28 protein-coding genes are annotated in these 24,247 nt (G+C 60.3%); 19 read left to right on the top strand and 9 right to left on the bottom strand.

Translation table 11 applies throughout. From position 1 onward, the window contains the following. Window positions 1-3 precede the first annotated feature (3 nt). The 13 genes from CX511_RS20240 (at window position 4) to recX (ending at window position 10,427) form a co-directional block, all read left to right on the top strand. Complete coding sequence (locus CX511_RS20240) at window positions 4-438, top strand: phage tail assembly chaperone (protein WP_101292187.1); 435 nt, start codon at window positions 4-6, stop codon at window positions 436-438. 90 nt (window positions 439-528) lie between these two features. Further along, the gene (locus CX511_RS20235) at window positions 529-1,695 is read left to right on the top strand and encodes a phage tail sheath subtilisin-like domain-containing protein (protein ID WP_045187802.1); all 1,167 of its coding nucleotides are present in this window, start codon (window positions 529-531) and stop codon (window positions 1,693-1,695) included. A gap of 12 nt (window positions 1,696-1,707) precedes the next feature. Beyond that, on the top strand, window positions 1,708-2,217 hold the full coding sequence (locus CX511_RS20230; protein ID WP_045187800.1) for a phage major tail tube protein: 510 nt from the start codon (window positions 1,708-1,710) through the stop codon (window positions 2,215-2,217). Between the two features lie 9 nt (window positions 2,218-2,226). Then, the gene (locus CX511_RS20225) at window positions 2,227-2,529 is read left to right on the top strand and encodes a phage tail assembly protein (protein ID WP_045187798.1); all 303 of its coding nucleotides are present in this window, start codon (window positions 2,227-2,229) and stop codon (window positions 2,527-2,529) included. A 141-nt stretch (window positions 2,530-2,670) separates the two neighbouring features. Then, window positions 2,671-5,013, top strand: a complete 2,343-nt coding sequence (locus CX511_RS20220; protein ID WP_101292188.1) for a phage tail tape measure protein — start codon at window positions 2,671-2,673, stop codon at window positions 5,011-5,013. 9 nt (window positions 5,014-5,022) lie between these two features. Continuing rightward, a complete protein-coding gene (locus CX511_RS20215) occupies window positions 5,023-5,868 on the top strand; it encodes a phage tail protein (RefSeq protein WP_101292189.1) in 846 nt (281 codons plus the stop codon). Next, window positions 5,843-6,049 carry a tail protein X gene (locus tag CX511_RS20210; protein WP_045187793.1) on the top strand — a complete coding sequence of 69 codons (207 nt, stop codon included), beginning with the start codon at window positions 5,843-5,845 and terminating at the stop codon, window positions 6,047-6,049. The genes CX511_RS20215 and CX511_RS20210 overlap by 26 nt, the downstream gene beginning before the upstream one ends. Before the next feature lie 68 nt (window positions 6,050-6,117). Beyond that, entirely contained in the window at window positions 6,118-7,170 is a 1,053-nt protein-coding gene (locus tag CX511_RS20205; RefSeq protein WP_101292190.1) for a phage late control D family protein, read from the top strand. Window positions 7,171-7,192: 22 nt separating this feature from the next. Next, the gene (locus CX511_RS20200; RefSeq protein WP_045187790.1) at window positions 7,193-7,738 is read left to right on the top strand and encodes a glycoside hydrolase family 19 protein; all 546 of its coding nucleotides are present in this window, start codon (window positions 7,193-7,195) and stop codon (window positions 7,736-7,738) included. Further along, complete coding sequence (locus tag CX511_RS20195) at window positions 7,735-8,235, top strand: lysis system spanin subunit (RefSeq protein ID WP_231353329.1); 501 nt, start codon at window positions 7,735-7,737, stop codon at window positions 8,233-8,235. Before CX511_RS20200 ends, CX511_RS20195 begins: the two co-directional genes overlap by 4 nt. 59 nt (window positions 8,236-8,294) lie before the next feature. Further along, window positions 8,295-8,777 (top strand): CinA family protein, encoded by a 483-nt coding sequence (locus CX511_RS20190; RefSeq protein ID WP_045187788.1) that lies wholly within the window; start codon window positions 8,295-8,297, stop codon window positions 8,775-8,777. Between the two features lie 103 nt (window positions 8,778-8,880). Then, window positions 8,881-9,951, top strand: a complete 1,071-nt coding sequence (gene recA / locus CX511_RS20185; protein ID WP_045187786.1) for a recombinase RecA — start codon at window positions 8,881-8,883, stop codon at window positions 9,949-9,951. Between the two features lie 8 nt (window positions 9,952-9,959). Continuing rightward, a complete protein-coding gene (gene recX, locus CX511_RS20180) occupies window positions 9,960-10,427 on the top strand; it encodes a recombination regulator RecX (protein WP_045187784.1) in 468 nt (155 codons plus the stop codon). Between the two features lie 13 nt (window positions 10,428-10,440). Here recX and CX511_RS20175 read toward each other — a convergent pair whose 3' ends face one another. Further along, window positions 10,441-11,559, bottom strand: a complete 1,119-nt coding sequence (locus CX511_RS20175) for an LOG family protein (protein ID WP_101292191.1) — start codon at window positions 11,557-11,559, stop codon at window positions 10,441-10,443. 466 nt (window positions 11,560-12,025) lie between these two features. On the opposite strand from CX511_RS20175, the gene CX511_RS20170 reads away from it, so the two are divergent. Next, window positions 12,026-12,226 (top strand): hypothetical protein, encoded by a 201-nt coding sequence (locus CX511_RS20170; protein ID WP_038613929.1) that lies wholly within the window; start codon window positions 12,026-12,028, stop codon window positions 12,224-12,226. A 2-nt stretch (window positions 12,227-12,228) separates the two neighbouring features. Here CX511_RS20170 and CX511_RS20165 read toward each other — a convergent pair whose 3' ends face one another. Next, window positions 12,229-12,645, bottom strand: a complete 417-nt coding sequence (locus CX511_RS20165) for a quorum-sensing-regulated virulence factor family protein (RefSeq protein ID WP_045187780.1) — start codon at window positions 12,643-12,645, stop codon at window positions 12,229-12,231. Window positions 12,646-12,883: 238 nt separating this feature from the next. Here CX511_RS20165 and CX511_RS20160 point away from each other — a divergent pair, with 238 nt between their 5' ends. From CX511_RS20160 to CX511_RS20150, 3 genes are all read left to right on the top strand, one after another. Continuing rightward, window positions 12,884-13,594 (top strand): tRNA-uridine aminocarboxypropyltransferase, encoded by a 711-nt coding sequence (locus tag CX511_RS20160; protein WP_045187777.1) that lies wholly within the window; start codon window positions 12,884-12,886, stop codon window positions 13,592-13,594. A gap of 265 nt (window positions 13,595-13,859) precedes the next feature. Further along, window positions 13,860-14,510 (top strand): response regulator transcription factor ErdR, encoded by a 651-nt coding sequence (erdR, locus tag CX511_RS20155; protein WP_045187775.1) that lies wholly within the window; start codon window positions 13,860-13,862, stop codon window positions 14,508-14,510. 76 nt (window positions 14,511-14,586) lie between these two features. Beyond that, entirely contained in the window at window positions 14,587-14,952 is a 366-nt protein-coding gene (locus tag CX511_RS20150) for a diacylglycerol kinase (RefSeq protein ID WP_045187773.1), read from the top strand. Here the strand turns inward: CX511_RS20150 and CX511_RS20145 are convergent. Next, window positions 14,949-15,875 carry a LysR family transcriptional regulator gene (locus CX511_RS20145; RefSeq protein WP_045187771.1) on the bottom strand — a complete coding sequence of 309 codons (927 nt, stop codon included), beginning with the start codon at window positions 15,873-15,875 and terminating at the stop codon, window positions 14,949-14,951. The two genes, CX511_RS20150 and CX511_RS20145, sit on opposite strands and share 4 nt — an antisense overlap. 119 nt (window positions 15,876-15,994) lie before the next feature. Between CX511_RS20145 and fpr the strand changes: the two genes are divergently transcribed. Further along, window positions 15,995-16,774: a ferredoxin-NADP reductase gene (gene fpr / locus CX511_RS20140; protein WP_003222277.1), complete on the top strand. Its 780-nt coding sequence runs from the start codon at window positions 15,995-15,997 to the stop codon at window positions 16,772-16,774. Window positions 16,775-16,909: 135 nt separating this feature from the next. Here fpr and tsaA read toward each other — a convergent pair whose 3' ends face one another. From tsaA to CX511_RS20110, 6 genes are all read right to left on the bottom strand, one after another. After that, on the bottom strand, window positions 16,910-17,605 hold the full coding sequence (tsaA, locus tag CX511_RS20135) for a tRNA (N6-threonylcarbamoyladenosine(37)-N6)-methyltransferase TrmO (RefSeq protein WP_045187766.1): 696 nt from the start codon (window positions 17,603-17,605) through the stop codon (window positions 16,910-16,912). Between the two features lie 7 nt (window positions 17,606-17,612). Beyond that, entirely contained in the window at window positions 17,613-18,074 is a 462-nt protein-coding gene (locus CX511_RS20130; protein WP_045187764.1) for a YehS family protein, read from the bottom strand. Between the two features lie 47 nt (window positions 18,075-18,121). Beyond that, window positions 18,122-18,832, bottom strand: coding sequence for an rRNA pseudouridine synthase (locus CX511_RS20125; RefSeq protein WP_101292192.1), 711 nt, complete (start codon window positions 18,830-18,832; stop codon window positions 18,122-18,124). A 130-nt stretch (window positions 18,833-18,962) separates the two neighbouring features. Next, the gene (locus tag CX511_RS20120; RefSeq protein WP_045187760.1) at window positions 18,963-19,433 is read right to left on the bottom strand and encodes a GNAT family N-acetyltransferase; all 471 of its coding nucleotides are present in this window, start codon (window positions 19,431-19,433) and stop codon (window positions 18,963-18,965) included. 276 nt (window positions 19,434-19,709) lie between these two features. After that, window positions 19,710-21,047, bottom strand: coding sequence for a 30S ribosomal protein S12 methylthiotransferase RimO (gene rimO, locus CX511_RS20115; protein ID WP_045187758.1), 1,338 nt, complete (start codon window positions 21,045-21,047; stop codon window positions 19,710-19,712). Between the two features lie 223 nt (window positions 21,048-21,270). Then, the gene (locus CX511_RS20110; protein WP_101292193.1) at window positions 21,271-22,125 is read right to left on the bottom strand and encodes a phosphotransferase; all 855 of its coding nucleotides are present in this window, start codon (window positions 22,123-22,125) and stop codon (window positions 21,271-21,273) included. Between the two features lie 204 nt (window positions 22,126-22,329). Here CX511_RS20110 and CX511_RS20105 point away from each other — a divergent pair, with 204 nt between their 5' ends. Continuing rightward, the gene (locus CX511_RS20105; protein ID WP_101292194.1) at window positions 22,330-24,228 is read left to right on the top strand and encodes a potassium transporter Kup; all 1,899 of its coding nucleotides are present in this window, start codon (window positions 22,330-22,332) and stop codon (window positions 24,226-24,228) included. Window positions 24,229-24,247 lie beyond the last annotated feature (19 nt).

Below are 24,247 nucleotides of genomic sequence, written 5' to 3'. Positions count from 1 at the left end.
ATTATGCGGCTTTATAGCGCAAGTACCGGCTGTTGTTACTTGTCGGATATCCATAACGAGATCCCGGCGGACGCCAAAGAGATCGACGATGACCGTTATCAGGCGGTGATTGCCAACCCCGAGCGGGGAAAAGTCCGAGGCCATGATGCTGAGGGGCTGCCGATTCTGATCGATCTTGAAGCTGTAGATCTGTCGCCGGAGTATCTCGCTGCCCGTGAACGCGCTTGGCGTGATGCTCAAGTGAGCGCTACTGAATGGCTGATAACGCGTTACCGCGACGAACAGGACATGCAGTTGGCCACCACGCTGACCGCTGAGCAATTTACTGAACTGCTGACCTACCGCCAGGCGTTGCGCGATTGGCCCCAGTCCGGTCTGTTCCCCGACACCGAGCAGCGTCCGGTGGCGCCACCCTGGATCGCCGAGCAAGTCCAATAAAGCCCCGCACCGCCGGGGCTTTTTCTTACCTGTAAAAAACCCATCAAAGGCCCCGCACCGCGGGGCCTTCGTATTTCTGGAGATTTATCTATGAGTGGATTCTTCCACGGCGTTACCGTCACCAACGTCGACACCGGCGCACGCACCATCGCACTGCCGTCGTCCTCGATCATCGGTCTGGTCGACACCTTCACCCCCGGCCCAGGCGCCAGCGCCAAGGCCAATGACCTGGTGTTGATCACCAGCGAGCGCGAAGCGGTGGCGGCCTTCGGTGCTGGCTCGGCGATCACCAAGGCCTGTCAGGCTATCTACACCCGCGCCAAGGCGGTGATTGTCGCCTGCGGCGTGGCCAAGCTTGAAGACGCTGCCGAGCAAACATCGGCCATCATCGGCGGCGTTTTGGCCGACGGCACTCGTACCGGCCTGCAGGCGCTGCTCGACGGTAAAAGTCGTTTCAACGCCCAGCCACGGCTGCTGGTGACACCCAAGCACAGTGCCACCCAGGCCGTCGGCACCGCCCTGGTAGCGCTGGCCGATAAGCTACGCGGCCTGGCCATCATCGACGGCCCCAATAGCACCGACGAAGCCGCTATCGCCTACGCCGAGAACTTTGGTGCCAAGCGCGCGTTTCTGGTCGATCCGGGAGTCAAGTATTGGGACACCGATGCCAGTGCCACGGTCGACGCACCGGCATCGGCCTGGGTCGCCGGGCTGTTTGCCTACACCGACAGCGAGTACGGCTTCTGGGCTTCGCCGTCGAACAAGGAGTTTGTCGGCATCACCGGTACCGGCCGTGCCATCGAGTACCTGGACGGCGACGAAACCTGCCGGGCCAACCTGCTCAACAACGCCAATATCACCACGATCATTCGCGACGACGGCTACCGCCTGTGGGGCAACCGCACCCTGAGCAGCGATCCGAAATGGGCCTTCGTCACCCGCGTGCGGACCATGGATATCGTCATGGACGCGATCCTCTACGGCCACAAGTGGGCGGTCGACCGTTCGATCACCGCCACCTACGTCAGTGATGTCACCGAAGGCCTGCAGGCGTTCATGCGTGATCTCAAGGCCCAGGGCGCAATCATCAATTTCGAGGTGTTCGCCGATCCCGAGTTGAACACCGCCAGCCAGCTGGAGCAGGGCAAGGTCTACTGGAACATCCGTTTCACCGACGTGCCGCCCGCCGAGAACCCGAACTTCCGTGTCGAGGTCACCAACCAGTGGTTGACCGAAGTCCTCGACCAAGCCGCTTAAGGAGCAATAACCATGGCAATGATTCCCGAAACCCTGGCCAACCTGAACCTGTTCGTCGATGGCGTCAGCTTTCAAGGTGACGTCCCCAGCCTGACCCTACCGAAACTCACCCTGAAGATGGAGGAGCACCGTGCCGGCGGCATGGACATGCCGATCGAGATCGATCAGGGCATGGAGAAGCAGGAAGCCGGCTTCGTGACCACCGGCGTGCGCCGCGAGTCGCTGAAGTTCTTCGGCCTGGCCGACGGTTCAGCTTTCAACGGCACCTTCCGCGGCGCCTTCAAAGGCCTCAAGGGCCAAATCACCCCAGTCATCGTTACGCTGCGTGGCGCCCTGAAGGAAGTCGACATGGGCGACTGGAAACCCGGCGACAAAGCCGAGATCAAGCACAACGTTGCAGTGACTTACTACAAGCTCGAAGTCGACGGCCGCGTGGTCTACGAAATCGATCCGCTGGGTATGAAGCGTGTCATCAACGGTGTCGACCAGCTCGCCGCCCAACGTTCGGCCCTGGGCCTGTAAGGAGCAGTCATGACACAAACTGCGAAAACGCCGAGCTGGTTGACTGTCAGCGCCGAGCGCGTGGTCGTCCATCTGAGCAAGCCCAGCGAGGCCAACGGCCTGCAGGTCGACAATCTGTCGATGCGCGCACCCACTGTGCGCGACATTCGCACCGCGCAGTCGGCGGCCAGTGGTGATGACGAACAGCGTGAGCTCAACCTCTTCGCTTCCCTGGCCGAAGTCGGAGTCAAGGACTTGGAAGGCCTGTCGCTGAAGGACTATGGCCGCTTGCAGGCGGGCTATTTTCGTCTGGTGCAAGACGACGAGCTTTGATCCTCGGCTGCAGAAGGCGGCGGCAAAACGGCTCGCCAAAGAGCTGAATTTTGCCGCTACCGAGATCATGACCATGTCGTACAGCGACATGGTCTGGTGGCTCACGGACTGAGCCGAGAGCCCATGCAAAGGGGAGATCAGATGGCGAGCAAACTGGCTGTTGAGCTGGTGATCGGTGCCGCCGTCAAACCGACGGTAGGTGCCGTTTTCAACACGGTCGAAGACCGAATCAAACAAGTGCAACAGGAGGGAAATCAACCTCGGGTGCTGAGGAACGCCATCGGTGATGTGATGCGCCTGGACGAGGCCGTCAGGGCCGCGCAGAGAAGTGGTTCAAGTGCTGCTTCAGCCATGCAAAGCAGACTCGACAAAGCGCGTAATAGCCTGCGTAGTCAAGGCGTCGATGTCAGCAAATTGCGAGAGCAATACCAGGCGCTGGGTCGTGCGCTCGAAGGCAGCGAACTGCAAGCCAAAGGCAGGCAACAGTGGGCCGACGGCAAGGCCGGTATTGGCCGTGCGGTCACAGGTGTTAAGGCCATTGCGATACCGGCAATGATCAGTGCGGACTTTCAAAGCATCGTCCGCGATATTGCGATTAAGGCCGGGGTGGCTGGCGAGCCACAGGAAAAGCAGATGGCTCGTACCTTCATCACCACCTCGCAATCGACCGGGATGGCGCGTAACGACGTGGCCAACATGGTCAGAAGCCTGGTTGATGGTGGCATGAAGGCAGACACGGCGCTGGCTTACGCTCCGCTGGCAGCGAAATTTGCTGTCGGTCAGGGCGTCAGTGGCGCTGATACTGCGGGCATCATCAACGCGTTACAGGCGAACGCCAAGATCACTGATCCTATGGTCATGGAAAGCGCTTTGGAGGTGATCGCAGCGCAGACCAAGGCCGGGGGCTTCGAAGCGGCCGACCTGGCGACGTCGTTGGCACCGTTGCTGGAAAAAATGAGTGGCCTGGGTACCACTGGCCTGAGTGCCGTCAGTCAGGTGGGGGCGATGTTGCAGGTGCAACGCAGCGCCACAGGCAGTTCCGATCAAGCGGCCAGCAATCTGGGCAGTTGGTTATCGAGTCTCGCCAGCGCGCAGATGAGTAAGGAAGCTGATCCGCAGAAGGCCCAGGCACAGCTCGATGTGCCAGAGCAGATTAGCGCTGCCTTGATGGGATTTGCCCCGAACCAAACGCTGTACACGCAATATCGGGACATTGCGCCACAAGCCAAGGGTGGGCTCGACAGCGACCTGCGCGCGCGTCGAGAAACGTCGGTGCAAATCTGGAACGAGGCCTACCAGGCGATCGATGAGTCGATGCGAAGTATGGGGGACGCTATCCGGCCGCTGACCGACAACACAGCCAAGGTCATCACCTTCGTCGCCCAAGCCTTTACCGCATTGACTGACAAAGCCCAGCCACTGGTGCTCGGCATTGCCGCAGTCGGTGCGGCTATTTCTGCACTGACGGCGGTTGCCAGTGTGGTGCAGATGGGTAAGGGGGTGCTGAACGTCGGTCGAGGTTTGTTCAAGGAGGTCACTGCGAAAGACCCGCCCGGTGCCAAGCCGGGCAGGGTGTCGAGGTTGATGAATATCGGTCTCAAGGTACTGGGCTTTGGTGGCGAGGACAGCCCGCAAGGTGCGGGTATGGGAACCGAGCCGTTGAAGGTGTTCGTGGTCAATGCCGGTGACTTTACCGGTGGCGGTGCCGGGCCAGGTAACCCCGGAGGGCGACGTACCTCACGGCGTCGTCAGGGCAATTCGCGTAATGCACGACGCAGCACTTCATCCGCTCGGAGCACACCTGCTCCCGCGTCAACACCGGGAGTTGGCGGAGGTGTTGCGCGTCTGGCCAGTGGTGCAAGCAAATTCGGTGGGCTGCTCAAGCGAGTGCCAGGCGGGAATCTGATCGGCGCCGGTCTCGGGGTTGTCGACACCTACCGAAACGCGCGCACCGTCGATGAAAAGGCCAAAGGTTACGGTGCTGCCGCCGGCGGCTTTGGCGGTGCCTTGGCCGGTGCGGCCGCAGGTGCGGCATTGGGCTCGGTAGTGCCGGTGTTAGGTACCGCCGTTGGCGGTGCAATCGGCGCGATGATCGGTGGCATGGGGGGCGAAAACCTGGGCGGATGGCTGGGCAAACGCCTGTTTGGCTCGGACGCTTCAGGCAACGCCTCTGCCCAGCCCGCTGACAACGTGCCGCCGCAGACATCGGGACCGGGGGACGTTGTGCGCGCTTTGGCTGGCCAACCTACAACGCAGTCCAGCATGGCCAGCCTTGCCGGTGCGCCAGTGCAGGAACGAGGACCGGCGCCCCAGATCAACCAGCAGTTCACGTTCGCACCCAACATGCCATTTACCGTCCAGGGCGGGCTGAGCGACCCCATGCAGCTTGCCCAGGAAGTGGGCGCGATTGTCCGCCGCGAATTCGATGGGCTTGTCAGTCAGGCTACCAGCCGTCAGCTGTACGACGCTCCCCATGTTGTCTAAGGAGGTGCCATGACCTACATGGATCAACTGCAATCGGGGCTCGGCGCCCTGGTGGCCGCAGGCGAAGCGGGGCGGCGCAGTGCCGATGAGATGCTGGCGCCGGTCAATGACGCCATCGGCGAGTTTCGCGGTGCTGCTGCCGAGCTTGAAGGCTTGCCCTTCGTCGGCCCGGCGATCGGCGCGAAATTGCAACGTAGCCTGCGGGCCATCAACACGGCGCAGGCCCACGTCGACAAGGTTCTGGCCAAGTACGATCAGGCTGTAGCGGTGGTAGCGCAGGTGCGCGATGGTGTCGCCACGGTGAAAACCCAGGTGGGCAGGGTCAGCGCCGCGATCAATCGGGTGGCGGGCAAGATCAGTCCTAGCCTGGCCAATATTCTGCCGACCAGCAGCTTCGCCCCCGAAGCAACGCCGGCGGCCGAAGCGGTCAAACCCTTCCCGCACCTGCTGATCCTTCAGCCGTTCAAGGCTGAGGCGCCAGCGTACTACTTCAACCTCGACACGGCGGCCTTTGATGAACTGCGCAGGCAAACCAGTTTTCGCTGGGCGGGGCAGGAGCGTCTGACCCGCAGCAGCGCGCAGCAGGCGGTGGGCCTGGGCGATGAGAAGATCAGTATCAAGGGCGCGATCTTCCCGAGTTTCAAGGGCGGGCTTGGGCAGTTGCAGGCCTTGCGCAGCATCGGCCGACAACTTCAACCACTGACGCTGACCACCGGCTACGGTGAAGTGCTGGGACGCTGGTGTTTGACCAGCGTTGATGAAGACCAGAGCAATCTGCTGGCCGGTGGTATTCCCCGTAAACAAGGTTTCTCACTGGAGTTTGTCAGCTATGGCGATGACTTGCAGAACCGCTGATGGTGACGTGCTAGACACCTTGTGTCAGCACTATTACGGGCACCTGAACGGCTGTGTCGAGGCGGTGCTGGCCGCCAATCAGGGCCTGGCTGAGCACGTGCAGCCGTTTCGCGCAGGTATACAGATTGTGCTGCCGGATCTGCCAGCGGCGGCTGAGGCCATGGTGCAGCTGTGGGATTGACCCCCGCCGTCACCGGTATCAACCAGACCCCGCCGTGTGCGGGGTCTGCCTTTTCTGGAGCATGAGCCATGCAACCTGTATTTCGCCTTGTCGCTGACGGCAAGGACATTACCGCGTTGATCAATGACCGCTTGCTGTCGCTGCGTACATCGGACAAACCGGGTATGGAGTCCGACGAGTTTGAGTTGCGTATCGATGATCGTGACGGTGCCGTGACGCTGCCCGCGCGCGGTGCCATTGTTGAAGTCCATCTGGGGTACGCCGGTCAGACGCTGACCCGTCTGGGGCGGTACACCGTGGATGAAGTCGAGTTGTCTGGGCCGCCCGACAGCATCGTCATCCGGGGCAAGGCCAGCGACATGCGCGGCACTGGCAAAAGCACCCGCAGTGGTAGCTGGGAGAATGTCGCATTGCAACAGATCGTGGCTGATATCGCTGCGCGCAATGGCTGGCAACCGGCCTGCCCGGTCACCCTTCAGGTGCCCCGGGTCGACCAGCTCAATGAGTCAGACTTCAACTTTATCACCCGCCTGGCGCGGCAGTACGACTGCACGGCCAAGGTGGGCGACGGCACGTTGCTGGTGTTGCCGCGCCAAGCTGCGCAAAGCGCCAGCGGCAAGGTACTGGGAACGATCACGATCAGCCGTGGCGACGTGAGTCGCTGGCAAATTCGTCTGGCTGACAAGGGTACGCACAAGGCCGTACAAACGCGCCATCAAGACCCTAAGAGCGGCGCCCTGAAAGTAGTCGAGCTGGGGAACGACGCGGCGCCCGAGGGGCTGCAACCGGTGCACAGCGATCGCCACATCTATCCCAACAAAGCCGCTGCTGAACAAGCCGCCAAGGCACGTCTGGCGGCCTTTAACCGCAGCACAGCCAACGTGCGTCTGGACATGGCCGGGCGCACAGACCTGTTCGCCGAACGGCTGATCATCGCCCAGGGATTCAAGCAAGGCCTGGATGGCGAGTACCTGATCGAGTCGGTCGAGCAACAGTTCAGTGCCAGCGGTTGGACCACATCTATTGAGTGCAATGGCGGCAAGCAAGGCAAGGCCAAGCGCAAAGGCAAGCCCGTCAGGCGCCAGCAAGCGTTGCGGACCATCACGCTCGAACCCTTTTGAACGTCAAGGAGGAGAACCCCACATGACACTGGAGCAACTTGCTGCGATATTTCCCAACGCCCGCCTGAATGCGGGCGTTTTCTTACCGGCATTGAACCTTGCCATGGCCCGTTGGGAGATCGATAACCCACGGCGCATGGCGGCCTTTCTCGCTCAGGTCGGCCATGAATCCGGCCAGCTTCGCTATGTCAAAGAGCTGGGCAATGACCGTTATCTGTCGCGTTACGACACCGGCAACCTGGCCCTGCGTTTGGGCAATACCCCTGAAGCCGATGGTGATGGCCAGCTGTATTGCGGTCGCGGCCTGATTCAGGTTACCGGACGCAACAATTACCAGGCCTGCAGCATGGCGCTGTTTGGCGACGAACGTCTGCTCACGCAACCGCAACTGCTTGAGCACCCCCAGTGGGCATCGGAGTCGGCTGCCTGGTTCTGGCATTCACGCGGGCTGAATCAGTTGGCTGATCGCGGCGAGTTCAACCGCATCACCCGGCATATCAATGGTGGCCTTAACGGCCTGGAAGATCGTTTGCAGCTCTGGGCGCGGGCCCGCGAGGTGTTGGGTTGAACCGTGTGCAGCTCGGCGTTTTGCTGGCGCTGATGCTGCTGGCCTGTGCGCTGACCTGGCACGTGCAGGGCTGGCGCATGGGGCGCCAGTTGGCGCAGCAAGCCGAGCAGTATGCGCGGGAACGTCAGGCTCTAGCTGAGTCCGCAGCCACGCAATTGCACACTGAGCGTCAGCAGCGCCAGGAACTGACTCAACAGTTGCACGCCAACGAGCAGCAGCATTATCAGGAGCTTGTCGATGCCCAACACAATCAGGCTCGCCTGCGTGACCGTCTGGCTACTGCTGATCTGCGCCTGTCAGTCCTGGTCGAACGTGACGCCGCCGGCTGTGCCGGCCTGCCTGCCGCCGCCGCAACCGGCCGCTTGGATCATGACCCCGTACGCGCCCGACTTGACCCCGCGCATGCTCGACGAATTATCGCCATCACCGACCGCGGCGACCAGGGATTGATCGCCTTGCGCGCCTGTCAGGCCTATGTGCGGGCGCTGCAACCCTGAGGCTGTGTGCCAGGTGGTAGCTGGTGTAGGGTAGACAGCTGACTTTCAAGGAGTTTGCCATGGACCCCATCACAGCACTTTCCGCCCGCCTGGGTGAACACCTGCGGCGCTTCAATGCCCAGGTGACCACCGCCGAATCCTGCACCGGTGGCGGCATTGCCGAGGCCATCACGCGGATTCCGGGGAGCTCGGCCTGGTTCGAGGCCGGATATGTGACCTATTCCAATGCGCAGAAAACCCGCCAGTTAGGTGTGCCCGAGGCCCTGTTCGCTCATGTCGGAGCGGTCAGCCAGGAGGTGGTCGAGGCCATGGTCCGTGGCGCCCAGGTCGCCAGCGGTGCGCGCTTTGCCGTGGCGGTCAGCGGCGTGGCCGGGCCGGACGGTGGATCAGCGGCCAAACCGGTGGGCACCGTGTGGCTGGCTTGGGCCGATGGCAGCCATGTGAGCAGCGAGCGCCGGCACTTCGATGGCGACCGTGATGCGGTGCGCCGACAAACGGTAATCGCCGCGCTAGAGGGCTTGTTACACCTTGGCGCAGAGTAAATCGCACATCGGGGGTAGGCGGGAAGAAAAGCCTGTGGAATAATACTGGCTACTTATACAGGTGTTCAGGCCGTCAGGCCCTATCGATTACGTGAGGACTTCAATGGACGACAACAAGAAGCGCGCCTTGGCTGCGGCCCTGGGGCAAATCGAGCGTCAATTCGGTAAAGGCGCGGTCATGCGCATGGGCGACCACGAGCGTCAGGCGATCCCGGCCATTTCCACTGGCTCCCTGGGCCTGGACATTGCCCTGGGCATTGGCGGTCTGCCAAAAGGCCGTATCGTCGAGATCTACGGCCCTGAGTCGTCCGGTAAAACCACGCTGACCCTGTCGGTTATCGCCCAGGCTCAGAAAATGGGCGCTACCTGTGCCTTCGTCGACGCCGAACACGCGCTGGATCCCGAGTACGCTGGCAAGTTGGGCGTCAATGTCGACGACCTGCTGGTCTCGCAGCCTGATACCGGCGAACAGGCCCTGGAAATCACCGACATGCTGGTGCGCTCCAACGCCGTAGACGTGATCATCGTCGACTCCGTTGCCGCCCTGGTACCCAAGGCCGAGATCGAAGGCGAAATGGGCGACATGCACGTCGGCCTGCAAGCCCGCCTGATGTCTCAGGCGCTGCGTAAAATCACCGGTAACATCAAGAACGCCAACTGCCTGGTGATCTTCATCAACCAGATCCGTATGAAGATCGGCGTGATGTTCGGCAGCCCGGAAACCACCACCGGTGGTAACGCGCTGAAGTTCTATGCTTCGGTCCGTCTCGACATCCGTCGCACTGGCGCGGTGAAAGAAGGCGACGAAGTGGTCGGCAGTGAAACCCGCGTCAAGATCGTCAAGAACAAGGTGGCACCGCCGTTCCGTCAGGCTGAATTCCAGATCCTCTACGGCAAGGGCATCTACCGCAACGGCGAGATCATTGACCTCGGCGTGCTGCACGGCTTCCTGGAAAAATCCGGTGCCTGGTACAGCTACCAGGGCAGCAAAATCGGTCAGGGCAAAGCCAACTCGGCCAAGTTCCTCCAGGAGAACCCGGAGATCGCCGCTACCCTCGAGAAGCAGATCCGCGACAAGCTGCTCAATGCCGGTGCTGTTGAGGCTGCTGCCAAGGCTGCTGCGGTCACCGCCGAGCCTGAAGACGATCTGGCTGACGCCGAAGCCGGCTACTGATTGTCCCCATGTCCGTCGTACTCGACACCCCCGTCGCCGTAAGGCGGACAGCCATGGACCTGCTCGCACGCCGCGAGCACGGTCGAGTCGAGCTGACGCGCAAATTGCGTCAGCGTGGCGCTCCCCCCGAATTGATTGACCAGGAACTCGACCGTTTAACGGAAGAGGGCCTGCTCAGTGAAGCCCGCTATCTGGAAAGCTTCATCAGCTATCGCTCACGTTCTGGCTACGGCCCTGCACGTATTCGCGAAGAGTTGGGCCAGCGTGGCCTGCAACGCGGTGACATTGATCAGGCGCTGCGCGAAAGCGGGGTGGATTGGGCAGGGCAGTTGCAGAATGTCTGGCAGCGCAAGTTTGCCGGTCAGTTACCTACCGATCCGCGCAGTCGCGCCCAGCAAACCCGTTTCCTGGTCTACCGTGGATTTTCCATGGAGATGATCGGCCGCCTGTTGAGCGGCCGAGGGCTGGACGACTAGCCGCGTACGGGATTTATGTGACCCTGAGTGCTTCGCGGGCGCGTTGAGTGGTGTGCATGGGTTCGGGCTTGGCCCAGTTTTCCGACAGGTTGATGAAGTCTACCAGCTCGCGCAGGCGCCCCTGGTCACGGCCGTTGAAGGCGAAGGTCAGGCGCGTCAGGTGGCTGAACCTGGGCTCATCGTGGTGTTCCCCTGCGTAGGCGTGCTGGTGGTATTGACCGCTTAGGCGTAGGTCGGCAAAACCCTCCTGTAGATCGAGTAACGCGCCCTCGCTGAGCGGGTGGTGCATGCGGATCACAAACTGGTTTTTCAGCCAGCGGCTGGAGTGGTAATTGCTATAAAACTGGTTGATCTCCTCAACCGCTTCCTCGGCACTTTGTACCAGTCGCAACAGCTTCAGGTCGCTGGGCAGGATATAGCGGTTTTCTTCCAGTTGGCGGGTAATGAAGTTCAGTGCGTCCAGCCAGAAATTACCCCCCGGGGAGTCCAGCAACACCACCGGTACCAGTGGGCTCTTGCCCGTCTGGATAAGGGTGAGGACTTCCAAGGCTTCGTCCAGTGTGCCGAAGCCGCCTGGGCACAGCACCAGGGCATCCGCTTCCTTGACGAAGAACAGCTTGCGAATAAAGAAAAAGTGAAACGGCAGCAGCTTGTCGGTGCCGTCCACGGTGGAGTTGGCATGCTGCTCGAAGGGCAGGGTAATGTTGAAACCCAAGCTGTGTTCGACACCTGCGCCTTCGTGCGCGGCGGCCATGATGCCGCCGCCAGCACCGGTGATGACCATCAGGTTGGAACGTGCCAGGGTCGCACCAAGCTCCCTGGCCAGTGCATACATGGGGTGTTCGATCGGGGTGCGGGCGGAGCCGAATACGGTGACCTTGCGCCGTCCCTTGTACTGTTCAAGGGTGCGGAAGGCATGGTCCAGTTCGCGCAGGGCCTGCAGGGTGATCTTGGCGTTCCAGCGGTTGCTGTCGTCGTGGGCCATGCGCAGGACGGTCAGCATCATGTCGCGGTACAGCGGCAGGTTGGGGCTATCGGGCGCAACCAGCGTCAATTGTTCTTCCAGCTTGCTCAGGTCGATTCCATTGTTCTTGAAGTGGCTCGATAGCAGTTCGCTCGGTTGGTAAGGCATTCAACGTCTCCTTCTGCAGCAAAACCTCTGACCGGACCTGATCGGTACCGGCCGCGACACTGCGTGTGTCGCTGGCTGCCGTGGCTCGAGTGTGCGCCTCGAGCATTGCAGTAGACCTGCAAGGTCTTAGTGCAGTGGTGATGGGCTCTTTGTTGTTCTCGCTGGGCATCCCCCGGTGCGAGCCCTGAAACGGGCGGGCGCTTGCTTTCAATCTAGACCCTGATGGGACTTCATGCTGAATCTTCGTTGTCGCCGCTGCCGCCAGGCTGCGATCGGGCGCGAAGCGGCCGCAACTCACCGATGTAGGTGGCAGGGTGCCGACTGCTCTGCAGTCGATCGCAGCCTGGCGGCAGCGGCTACAAGGTTCGGGGGCTGGAATAACCGCTCGTCAGCCGGGATCCAACGCAGACGTGGGTCTGGTTAACTGGAAACCTGAGCGATTGCCGCAGTGCAGGGAGGCTGTCACATGCAACGGCTTAATCTGGAGCTCGATGCGCAGCTGTTCGAGTTGCTCGAGCGCTCGGCTCAGGCCAATAACCTGAGCCTTGAAGAAGAGTGCCTACGTCGCTTGGGGGGAGGGGTAAGGCACTCACGTTACGTCCAGGCCCTGGTGGCTGAACTGCGCGCCGATGAAAAGCAGCGGCGCGACAGTGAACAGGTGGCCTAGCGTTATTTGGCGACTTTCAGACCACAGCTGGCAGCATTGAAAGCTTGCTCGCTCACCGGGCGGTTGGTTTTGTACTCGGTGAAGCGGTAGGTCAACACCGCGCCTTTTTCCAGCAGTTGACGAAAACCGGTGTTCTTGCAGACGCTGTCACCCAATTGGCTGCGCACCCGATTCGGGTCGGCCTTCATCTTTTGCGCGTGGCTGGGAAGCACGCTCAGGTGATTGATCAGTTGCTTGCCTTCGACGGTGTAACCCTGGTCGAGGATGTCTTCATTGATTGCTCGCGGCGTGCCCACGCTGCTTTGTGCAGCAACTTTTTGCAGCATCTGGCCCAGCTCGTATTCCTGTTTGGAGGCAGCATTGGCGGCCAGCGGCAGGGCGAGCAACAGGCTCAGGGACGGGGCGATGAAACGCAGCATGAATTTCTCCAGGTTCGGTAACTGGCGGTTGGACCGGCAACTGTGCACGGTGTTCCCTCACGCGCGTAGTCGTGGTGCCAGCGGGTAGCGACAGGCTGAGGATTATAGGGGAGACGGTGCTGCGCCTGCACGGCAATTACCGTCTACCGTCCCTCTGGCTCTGATAAACTGGCGCGGATTTCCTGTCTTGCCGAGTCCGTGCAGTGCCATCCTTTTCCTGCCTCTATAGTCTGCTGCCATGAGCCATGCCGTATCGCGCCTGCGCGCCGAGCGCCTGGCGCGCAGTGTCAAACCTTTCGTTGCACGCGGATCACGGGCACCACGCTGCCCGCAGTGCCGGGTGATCTTCAGCCATTGCCTGTGTGCCTGGCGTCCGCAGGTGCCGTCCGATTCGGCCATGTGCCTGCTGATGCACGACACCGAACCATTGAAACCGAGCAACACCGGTTGGTTGATCGCTGACCTGATTGCCGACACTTCGGCCTTTGGCTGGCAGCGTACTTCGGTCGATGAGGCACTACTGGCCTTGCTCGATCAGCCGCAGTGGCAGCCGTATATCGTCTTCCCCGGTGAGTTCGTTGCGCCGCAAAGGGTGGTCAGCGAAGTGGCCCGCGAGCCCGGCAAGCGGCCATTGTTCATCTTGCTCGATGCAACCTGGACCGAGGCGCGCAAGATGTTTCGCAAGAGCCCGTACCTGGATCGCTTCCCGGTGCTCAGCCTGCAGCCCGAGCAACTGTCGCGCTACCGCTTGCGGCGTTCCAAGCGTGACGACCACTTCTGTACCGCCGAGGTCGCGGCCATGTGCCTGGAGCTGGCGGGCGATCAACGCGCTGCCGAGGCGCTGGATGCTTACCTGGATGTGTTCAGTACGCATTATCTGAGTGCCAAGCACCAGTGGCCGCTGGATGAGCAGGATGCGGTTCACCAGCGTTTGCATACCTTCCTATAGTACAAGGGGCAGACGTTGCACAATCGGTCATAATAGCCAGGCTGGCGACCATCGCTTGCCTGCCACGACCGGGCAATCAACTTGACCACCCGGTTCTGGCTCGGCATCCTTGGCGCCGATTCGGGCATATACAAGGCTTGAAACTGCGTTTTTCCTGGCCTTGAAGTGCCTTTTGGGTGTGCGGCCGTGCCGTCAACACCTTGAGTTGCCCGCCAGGCGCCTATTCTTCCTCCCTGCGCCTGCACAGAACAGGATCATTAGATCGATGGCCACGTACGAAATCCTGATTGCCGATGACCACCCGCTGTTTCGCAGTGCCCTGCGTCAGGCTGTAACCCTGGGCCTGGGGCCCGATGTTCGCCTAGTAGAAGTGGCGAGCATTGCTGAACTGGAAACCCGCCTTGCCGAGAAGTCCGACTGGGACCTGGTGCTGCTGGACCTCAACATGCCAGGTGCCTACGGTTTTTCCGGCCTGGTGCTGCTGCGCGGACAGTACCCACAGATTCCGGTCGTCATGGTTTCGGCTCAGGAAGAAGCCGCCGTCGTGGTGAAGTCGCGTGAGTTTGGTGCCAGTGGCTTCATTCCCAAATCCAGCTCACTGGAAGTCATTCAGGATGCGGTGAAAAAGGTCCTTGAGGGTGATGTCTGGTGGCCACCGCAAGCCTTTGAAAAAGTCGACGTGTCGGCTGAAGCCAAAGCCGCCAGTGAAGGCTTGGCTAGCCTCACGCCCCAGCAGTTCCGGGTGCTGACCATGGTCTGCGAAGGCTTGTTGAACAAACAGATCGCCTACGAGTTGAGCGTTTCTGAGGCGACCATCAAGGCCCATGTCACGGCAATTTTCCGCAAGCTTGGTGTGCGTACCCGGACGCAGGCCGCATTGCTCTTGCAACAACTGGAATCGGTTTCAGCGAGCTGAGGCTTATGCCTTCACGCTTTTTTGACCCGATTTACGCTAGGCTTTAGCGCATTTTCAGTGGACGAAGTGACCTTCTATGTCATCGCCTTTCAAGGGCCAGACCGGCCTTAAACGTATTTTCAACGCTACCGGTTATTCGTTTGACGGGCTGCGTGCAGCCTTTACCGGCGAAGCGGCGTTCCGCCAACTGGTGCTGCTTAATGTTGTGCTGATTCCGCTGGCGTTCTGGCTAGAGGTCAGCCGAGCCGAGCGAGCTATCCTGATCGCTGTCTGCCTGTTGGGCCTGATCGTTGAATTGCTCAACTCGGCAGTCGAAGCGGCAATCGACCGGATTTCCCTGGATCGCCACCCCCTGTCGAAAAACGCCAAGGACATGGGCAGCGCCGCTCAATTCGTCGCCTTGACGATGGTGGGGTTGGTCTGGGCTGTGATCCTGCTTTAGGCAATGGTTGGCAGCACGATCTCGTCGCTGCGGCTGACGCCGGCCGTAAAGCTACGGCACAACTCGAGAAACTCGCGCATGGCTGAGGTCTGGTACTTCTGCTTGTGCCAGATGAAGTAAAACTGTCGGGCCAGGTCCAGCTCCGGCGTTTCTACCGCTACCAAGCTGCCGCGACGAAATGCGTCGCGCAGGGCCAGGCGGGAGATACAGCCGATACCCAAACCTGACTCGACGGCGCGCTTGATCGCTTCGGTATGCTCAAGCTCCAAGCGGATGTTGAGGTGGGAGCGGTGGTGACGCATGGCCTGATCAAAGGTCAGGCGGGTGCCGGAACCCTGTTCGCGCAGGATCCAGGCTTCATGGGTCAGCTCTTCAAGGCTGGCCTGGCCACGCTTGGCCAGCGGGTGCTGCGGTGCACAAAAAACCACCAGCTCGTCTTCAACCCAGGGTTGGACTTCAAGATCCGGATGGTTGCAGTCGCCTTCGATTAGACCCAGATCAATTTCATAATGAGCAACCTGTTGCACGATGTGCGCAGTGTTCTGTACATGCAGCTTGACCTGACTCTCCGGGTGGATCTGCATGAAACTGCCGATCAGCAGGGTGGCCAGGTAGTTACCGATGGTCAGAGTAGCGCCCACTGCCAAGGAGCCAAAGCCGGACTTGCCGTTGAGCAGGTCTTCGATTTCTTTGGCCTGATCGAGCAGTGCCACGGCCTGGGGCAGCAGTTGATGACCCAAGGCGTTGAGGCTCAGACGTTTGCCGGCACGGTCAAACAGCTGACAGCTGGACTGGCGCTCAAGTTCGGTGATTGAGGTACTGGCGGCCGACTGCGATAACGCCAGTATCCCTGCGGCTCGTGAGACGCTTTGATACTGGGCTACGGCGACGAACACCTGGAGCTGACGGAGCGTAAATCGCATATCTATATAACCGATAAGACATATCTTGATAATTCATTTAACAGATATTGTCGCTCGCACTAAACTATCGCGCAATCGCGCTCTAGGTTAGCGCTGCGTTTTATTTCAGGAGCCCGTACATGAGCAACATGAACCACGAACGTGTCCTCAGTGTTCATCACTGGAATGACACCCTGTTCAGCTTCAAGTGCACCCGCGATCCGGGCCTGCGCTTCGAGAACGGTCAGTTCGTGATGATCGGCCTGCAACAGCCTAACGGCCGCCCGCTCATGCGTGCCTACTCGATCGCCAGCCCGAACTGGGAAGAGCATCTGGAGTTCTTCAGCATCAAGGTGCCAGACGGCCCGCTGACCTCGCAGCTGCAACACCTGAAGGAAGGCGATGAGATCATCATCAGCAAGAAGCCTACCGGTACCCTGGTACTGGACGACCTGAACCCGGGCAAGCACCTGTACCTGCTCAGCACCGGTACTGGCCTGGCGCCGTTCATGAGCGTGATCCAGGATCCGGAAACCTACGAGCGCTTTGAAAAGGTGATCCTGGTTCACGGTGTGCGTTACGTCAATGAAGTCGCCTACCGCGAATTCATCACCGAGCACCTGCCGCAGAACGAGTTCTTCGGCGAAGCGCTGCGTGACAAGTTGATCTACTACCCGACTGTGACCCGTGAGCCGTTCGAGAACCAGGGGCGCCTGACCGATCTGATGCGTAGCGGCAAGCTGTTCAGCGACATCGGCCTGCCGCCGATCAACCCGCAGGACGACCGCGCAATGATTTGCGGCAGCCCGAGCATGCTCGACGAAACCAGCGAAGTGCTGGACAGTTTCGGCCTGAAGATCTCGGCACGTATGCGTGAGCCGGGTGATTACTTGATCGAGCGTGCATTCGTCGAGAAGTAAGCAACGCAGAAACAGAAAAAGCAGGCCTAGGCCTGCTTTTTTCGTTTCTGCCATAGGATGGTGGCTCTTTAAGGTCGCCTGGGCGCCTGTGGGAGCCGGTCGTGCCGACGATGGCTGCAGAGTAGCCGGCAGGAGTCAGGCCTCAGTCACCACTTCCAGCACCCGGATCTGATCCGGCTGCGGGTAGTGCCAACGCACCTGCACATCCCAAAACTTAACGCCGTACACACGCTCCGCTGGCGGAACCTGATACGCCGGACGTGGGTCCTGCGCCAGGCACTGTTCAATCAGCTCAACCAGTGGCTCGCCCAGGCGCAAGGCGTGCTCGCGCGCCTGCGGCAGGGCGCTGTCACTCCAGGCCACCGCAATCGGTGCCGGTGCTGCACTGGCCATCTGGTTGGTCGCGCCACTGACCGCGTCGGCGTAGGGCACATAGGGCTTGATGTCGAGCACCGGGGTACCGTCGAGCAGATCAATGCCCGAAAGCAGCAAGCGCCCAGCCTCAACCCGCTCCAGCCGCACCACCGATTGACCGATACCATTGGGACGATGGGTTGCACGGGTAGCGAACACCCCCATGGAGGTATTGCCGCCTAAACGAGGCGGGCGCACCTTGAGCCGTGGCTTGTCCTCCAGGGCCTGGTGGAACAGGAACAGTAACCAGACATGGCTGACCTGTTCGAGCCCAGCTACCGCGTCGCCGCTGTCAAACGGCGGCAGCAGTTCCAGTACACCGCGCGCTGCGGGCGCCAACTGCGGCTGGCGCGGGATGGCAAACTTTTCCTTGAAGCAGGAGCGGACGAAGCCAATCGGGGCGACGCTGTAGTTCATCGACGGCTCAGCCACGCACTCGCAGGGTCAGACCCTTGAGGAAGTTGCGCAACAACTGGTCACCACACGGACGGTAGTTGTTGTGCCCGACCTTGCGGAACAAGGCGCTGAGTTCCGGCTTGGACACCGGGAAGTCGGCAGCTTTGAGGATCGCGTGCAGGTCATCTTCCTTGAGTTCGAAGGCTACCCGCAGCTTCTTCATGATGATGTTGTTGGTCACCGGCAGTTCTACAGGCTGTGGAGGACGGCTGTCGTCCTTGCCACGCTTGAAGATCACCAGACCATCGAGGAAGTGTGCAATGACTTCGTCAGGGCAGCGCACGAAGCCTTCTTCGTCATCTTTTTTCAGGTACGAGACGATATCGTCGGTAGCGACGTCGAAGCCGCTGAGCTTGATGATATCGGTCAGCTTGGCGTCGTTGACGTCCAGCAGGTAGCGCAGGCTGCGCAGTACATCGTTGTGAATCATAGTGACAATCCTGTTCGGGGCGCTGCCTGAGTGACAGCGCCTTGTTGCTAGAATTTTTCGCTGGCCGCCAGATAGCGCCACTGGCCCAGGGGCAGCTTGCTCATCGACACGCCGCCGAGGCGAATCCGTCGCATGCTCACCGGGGTGACCCCGACGCTGCTGCACAGCAGGGCGATCAGGCCGGGCTGCGGGTTTTTCATGACCATGCGTAGGCGCGTTTCGTTCTGCCAACTGGCCTTGATCTTCGGCAGCTCCTTGCCTTTCCAGGTAAAGCCGCGGTTCAAGCGCTCCAGGCCGTGGGCGATCATGTCGCCGCTGACCTCAACCACATATTCCTGCTCGAGTTTGGCCAGGTCAGATTCGAGCTTGCGGGTTACTCGCCAGTCCTGCGTGAACACTTGCAGGCCACTGGCGCCTTGCTGCAACGGTGCCACGTTGTTCAGGCGGGCGAAGTGGCCTTTGAGCGGGCGACGGTCTTGGCTGAGCTCTGCACAAAAGCTGGCAACGGTAATGCTGTTGCAGGCGCTGTCGATGTCTTGGTCGGCGGGCTGGTTGAGCAACAGGGTTGCCGGCTCCAGGGCTTCGGCACGGGCCCCGGTCAGCAGCTCGACCTTCTGTTCGGTTACCTTGAACTGCGGCTCATCGATGACCGTGCCATCGACGGTGACCCAGCCGCCTTCGATGTACAGCTCAGCCTCCCGTCGGGAGCAACCGACCAGTTCGATAAGGCGTTTGGAAAGGCGAATGGGTTCAGACATGACGACAGCCGTAGGTACAGGGAAAGATGTCCATTGTAACCGCGTGGACAGGCCCAGGTCCGGCAACATTCGTCCATCGGGCCATTATTCTGTGATTTCGCTGCATTTCAGAAAGGTACGACGCTTTCTGTCAGCCGGTTTGCGCGGCTTTTGTCTGAATAAGCCTCAAATGCAGTAGGGGGTAGGGCTGCCCCATGCCATCCGTTTCCGAGCGGCCGACCACTTCGAAGCCTTGGCGCAGGTAGAAACCCAGCGCCTGGGGATTCTGTTCGTTGACGTCGAGTTGAATGGCATTGAGTTCGTCGATGGCGTAGCGCAACAGGTGCTTGCCCAAGCCTTGACCGCGCGCTGCGGGGTCGATGAAGAGCATTTCCACGCGCCCGGCAGCCACACCGGCAAAACCGCTGATGCGCTGCTTGGCATCCTTGCAGCAGATCAGCATCACCGCGTCCAGGTACTGACTGAGTAGCAGCTCACGCAGCAGGCAGATGTAGCTCTCGGGCAAGAAGTCGTGGGTCGCTCGCACTGAGGCTTCCCAGACGTTCGCCAACTCCGGGTAATCGCTCAGGCTGGGGGTCTGTACACGGCTGTGGTTGTACATTATTTGCTTTCCTTTCCTTGGCCGACAAAGAAAACGATAGTTGCAAAAAAAGGTTCTTCACGGAATCTCGGGAAGATGTTTATGGTGCTGGTGCTGGGTGCTCAGAGCCGGACACCATCGCGAGCATGCTCGCTGGCCCATTGTGGGAACCAGTCTTGCCGGCGACAGCATCGCCACATTGAATGGATAAGCTCCCAGCAACTTCAACCGCTAATCCTTGAAGAACCAAAAAAAAGCCCCGCCATAACTGGCAGGGCTATTTTGCGCAGAGCCGGCTTAGATCGGTTCAGCCCACATGTCGTACTCGTCAGCGTCGGTAACGCGGCAGCGGACGGTGTCACCAGGCTTGAAGCCGTGGTTGCCATCGATGAACACGTTGCCGTCGATTTCCGGGGCGTCGAAGTAGCTACGGCCTACCGAGCCTTCTTCTTCCACTTCATCAATCAGTACGTCGATTTCGCGGCCGATGCGCAGTTGCAGGCGAGCAGTGCTGATTGCCTGCTGATGGGCCATGAAGCGATCCCAGCGTTCCTGCTTGATGTCATCAGGGACGACATCCAGGCCCAGGTCGTTGGCCGGGGCGCCTTCGACAGGCGAGTACTGGAAGCAGCCGACGCGGTCGAGCTGGGCTTCGGTCAGCCAGTCGAGCAGGTACTGGAAGTCTTCTTCGGTTTCGCCAGGGAAGCCGACGATGAAGGTGGAGCGGATGATCAGCTCCGGGCACTGCTCGCGCCATTTTTTGATGCGCGCCAGGGTGCGGTCTTCAAACGCCGGACGCTTCATCGACTTGAGCACTTTCGGGCTGGCGTGCTGGAACGGGATGTCCAGGTACGGCAGGACCTTGCCGGCGGCCATCAGTGGAATGATGTCGTCGACGTTCGGGTAGGGGTAGACGTAGTGCAGGCGCACCCAGGCACCCAGGCTGCTCAGCGCTTCGCACAGTTCGAGCATGCGCGTCTTGACCGGTCGGCCATTCCAGAAATCGGTCTTGTACTTGACGTCGACGCCGTAGGCGCTGGTGTCCTGGGAGATCACCAGAATTTCCTTGACCCCGGCCTTGACCAGGCGTTCGGCTTCGCTGAGTACGTCACCGACCGGGCGGCTGACCAGCTTGCCGCGCATCGACGGGATGATGCAGAAGCTGCAGCTGTGGTTGCAGCCTTCGGAAATCTTCAGGTAAGCGTAGTGGCGCGGGGTCAGCTTGACGCCCTGCGGTGGCACCAGATCGATCAACGGGTTGTGATCCTGACGCGGCGGCACCACTTCGTGTACGGCGTTGACGACTTGCTCATACTGCTGCGGGCCGGTTACAGCCAGCACGCTTGGGTGCACGTCACGGATACTGCCTTCTTCGACACCCATGCAGCCGGTGACGATGACCTTGCCGTTTTCTTTGATCGCTTCGCCGATCACTTCAAGGGATTCGGCCTTGGCGCTGTCGATGAAGCCACAGGTATTGACCACCACCACATCGGCATCCTGATAGGTGGGCACGACTTCGTAGCCTTCCATGCGCAGTTGGGTCAGGATGCGTTCGGAATCGACCAGGGCTTTGGGGCAACCCAGGGAGACGAAGCCGACCTTAGGCGTGGTGGGCGTAGGAGTGGTGGACATGACTAACCTCGGTGTAATGGGGACAGTCGTGCCACAAGCCCGCTGTCCTGTTGGGCGCTAGCAGCGCCTCTGATCAAAAAGTGCGCAATTCTAGCGGTGCGCAACGGAGTTGACCAGCTTTAAACAGGGAAAAACGACGAGTGCTGTGCCCGGGCGTTCTCTCCCCAAGCCGCTGGCTGCCGCGCTCTGGAGCGTGCAAGGGCATTGCTGATGCACGTAGGCGCTACAGCGCCTTGAACGTTGCCTGCGCCTTCGGGCAGGTAAGAATCGAGTAGCGAGTTGTGCGAGAGACTTTTCCATTGAGAAAACGCTCGTATACAGGCATGAAAACGCTACGTTGCAAGGTCGGTTGCTCGGCCTGCAAATACTGCTCGCAGCACGCCCGGTAGTCGTCCAGCGAGATGAATCGTTTGATCCAGTAATGGAAAAAATAGCCCATCAAAAATCCCAGGCTGAAGTCGCGATCCAGCACTGAGTGAGCGCAACATTCGAAGTCGATCAAACGTAGTCCACCATCAGGGGCGATCAGGATGTTCTTGGGGTGAGGATCCATGTGCACGAAGCCTTCATCAAGCATGCGTGCAAACAGCCGGAAGACTTCAGGCAGCAAGGTTGCGGCCTGCTCGGGATGTGCAGTCAACCGCTCATCAACGCTGCAGTGGTCTTCCAGAAAGCCAACCAGCAGGTATTCCTCTTTGAGGAACGGAAATCGTCCCTTGTAGCCGAAGGCGGCAATGCTCGGGGCACAGGCGGACTTGGCGGACACTGCCCAGAGATTGATGAATTCGTTGGTCAGATCATGCAGACCGAAGGCCTTTTTCAACCCCAGGTAGTTCTGCAACTGCTTTTTCCAATGGGTCAGACGATTGTGTTTGAGCACCCATTTACGCTCACCGTGCAACAGGAAAACCCCGCGGGTCGCTTCCGGCACGTCCAGGGCGGTGTGCTGTTGCGGTGCGGTAATAAAGCTTCGCACGGCAGTAGCCAACGCTTGATGCTGCTGCGGATCAAGATAAAAGGTAATGCCCTCGATCTGCTGTTTATGCAACGCCCGGGTCAGGCTCCTGAGATGGCGCATGCACCGCTCCTGGTGAAAAGCGCGCAATGCTAAAGACGGTGGTGTCATTTGGCCAGCAGAAAAGCGGCAAACCCTGGGCTATGCTTCGCGGCACTGTGCCTGTGTTTCTATCGGGTCCTGATGGCTCCAGCGGTGCGGTAACAGAGCACTCAGTGTCTGGCGTGAATTTTACCGGCCCAAGGGTCTTGGTTGCGGGAGTGGCGGATGGTTCAGGCAAGCGAGCAGGCAGATTCCGGGCATTCGGCAGCGAAGCCGTTGAGCTTGCTGGTAGCGGCGGTAGGGGTGGTTTACGGCGATATCGGTACCAGTCCGCTGTACACCCTCAAGGAGGTGTTTTCCGGCGACTATGGTGTGCCGGTCAATCACGACGGGGTACTGGGCATCCTGGCGCTGATCTTCTGGTCACTGATCTGGGTGGTGTCGATCAAGTACATGCTGTTCATCCTGCGTGCCGACAACCAGGGTGAAGGCGGCACCATGGCCCTGACCGCCCTGGCCAGACGTGCGTCTGCGCCTTACCCCAAGCTGCGCGCAGTCATGGTGGTCTGCGGCCTGATCGGCGCAGCGCTGTTTTATGGCGACAGCATGATCACCCCGGCGATCTCGGTGTTGTCGGCGGTGGAGGGGATGGAGCTGGCCTTCGATGGCATCGATCACTGGGTGGTGCCGGTGGCTCTGGTGGTGCTGGTGGGGCTGTTTCTGATCCAGAAGCATGGCACCGCACGCATCGGTATTCTGTTCGGGCCAGTAATGGTGGCCTGGTTTTTGGTGCTGGCGGCGCTGGGCGTGCATGGCATTGCCCAGAGCCCGGAAGTGCTCAAGGCGATCAATCCGCTCTGGGCGGTACGCTTCTTTATTGTCCATCCGGGCATGGGGGTGGCGATCCTGGGGGCTGTGGTGTTGGCGTTGACCGGTGCCGAGGCACTGTACGCCGACATGGGCCACTTCGGCCGCAAGCCGATTGCCCGGGCCTGGTTCATCCTGGTGCTACCGGCGCTGGTGCTCAACTACTTCGGTCAGGGCGCCTTGTTGCTGCAAAACCCTGAAGCTGCACGCAATCCCTTCTATCTATTGGCACCGGGCTGGGCATTGATACCCCTGGTCGGTCTTGCCACCTTGGCGACAGTGATTGCCTCTCAGGCGGTCATCTCCGGGGCCTTCTCCCTGACCCGGCAAGCCATTCAGCTTGGCTACGTGCCACGCATGCAAATCCAGCACACCTCAAGCGACGAGCAGGGCCAGATCTATATTGGGGCGGTGAACTGGGCGCTGATGGTTGGCGTGGTCTTGCTGGTGCTGGGCTTCGAGTCGTCCGGGGCACTGGCCTCGGCCTATGGGGTAGCCGTGACCGGGACAATGCTGATGACCACGCTGCTGGTGTCCACGGTGATGCTGTTGCTGTGGAAGTGGCCACCGGTATTGGCGGTGCCCGTGTTGCTGGGCTTTTTGTTTGTCGATGGTCTGTTCTTTGCTGCAAACGTCCCTAAAGTGGTGCAAGGCGGCGCCTTTCCGGTATTGGCGGGGATTGCTCTGTTTGTGCTGATGACCACCTGGAAGCGCGGCAAGCAGATCCTGGTAGAGCGCCTCGATGAAGGTAGCCTGCCGTTGCCACTGTTTATTGCCAGCATCCGTGTGCAACCACCGCACCGGGTCGAAGGCACGGCGATTTTTCTGACTGCGCGACCAGACGCCGTCCCCCATGCTTTGCTGCACAACATGTTGCATAACCAGGTGTTGCACAATCAGGTGGTGCTGTTGACGGTAGTCAGTGAGGACATGCCACGGGTGCCAGCGCAGCAACGCTTCGAGGTCGAAGCCTATGGGGAGGGGTTCTACCGGGTACTTCTGCACTTTGGTTTCATGGACGAACCGGATGTGCCGGCAGCGTTGAAGCTGTGTCATCTGGAGGGGCTGGATTTCAGCCCCATGCGCACCACCTTTTTTCTCAGCCGTGAGACCGTGATCCCTTCGCGGCTGGTGGGCATGACGCACTGGCGGGCGATGTTGTTTGCCTTCCTGTTGAAGAACGCCAACGGTAACCTGCGCTTTTTCAAGCTGCCGCTGAACAGGGTCATTGAGCTGGGTACCCAGGTGGAAATCTGATGTCCGGTGGGAGCCGTCG

The organism is Pseudomonas sp. S06B 330 (assembly GCF_002845275.2).
Taxonomy (GTDB): Bacteria; Pseudomonadota; Gammaproteobacteria; order Pseudomonadales; family Pseudomonadaceae; genus Aquipseudomonas.
The sequence above is the reverse complement of the archived record's forward strand: the minus strand, read 5'-3'. Positions and strand labels throughout refer to the sequence as shown.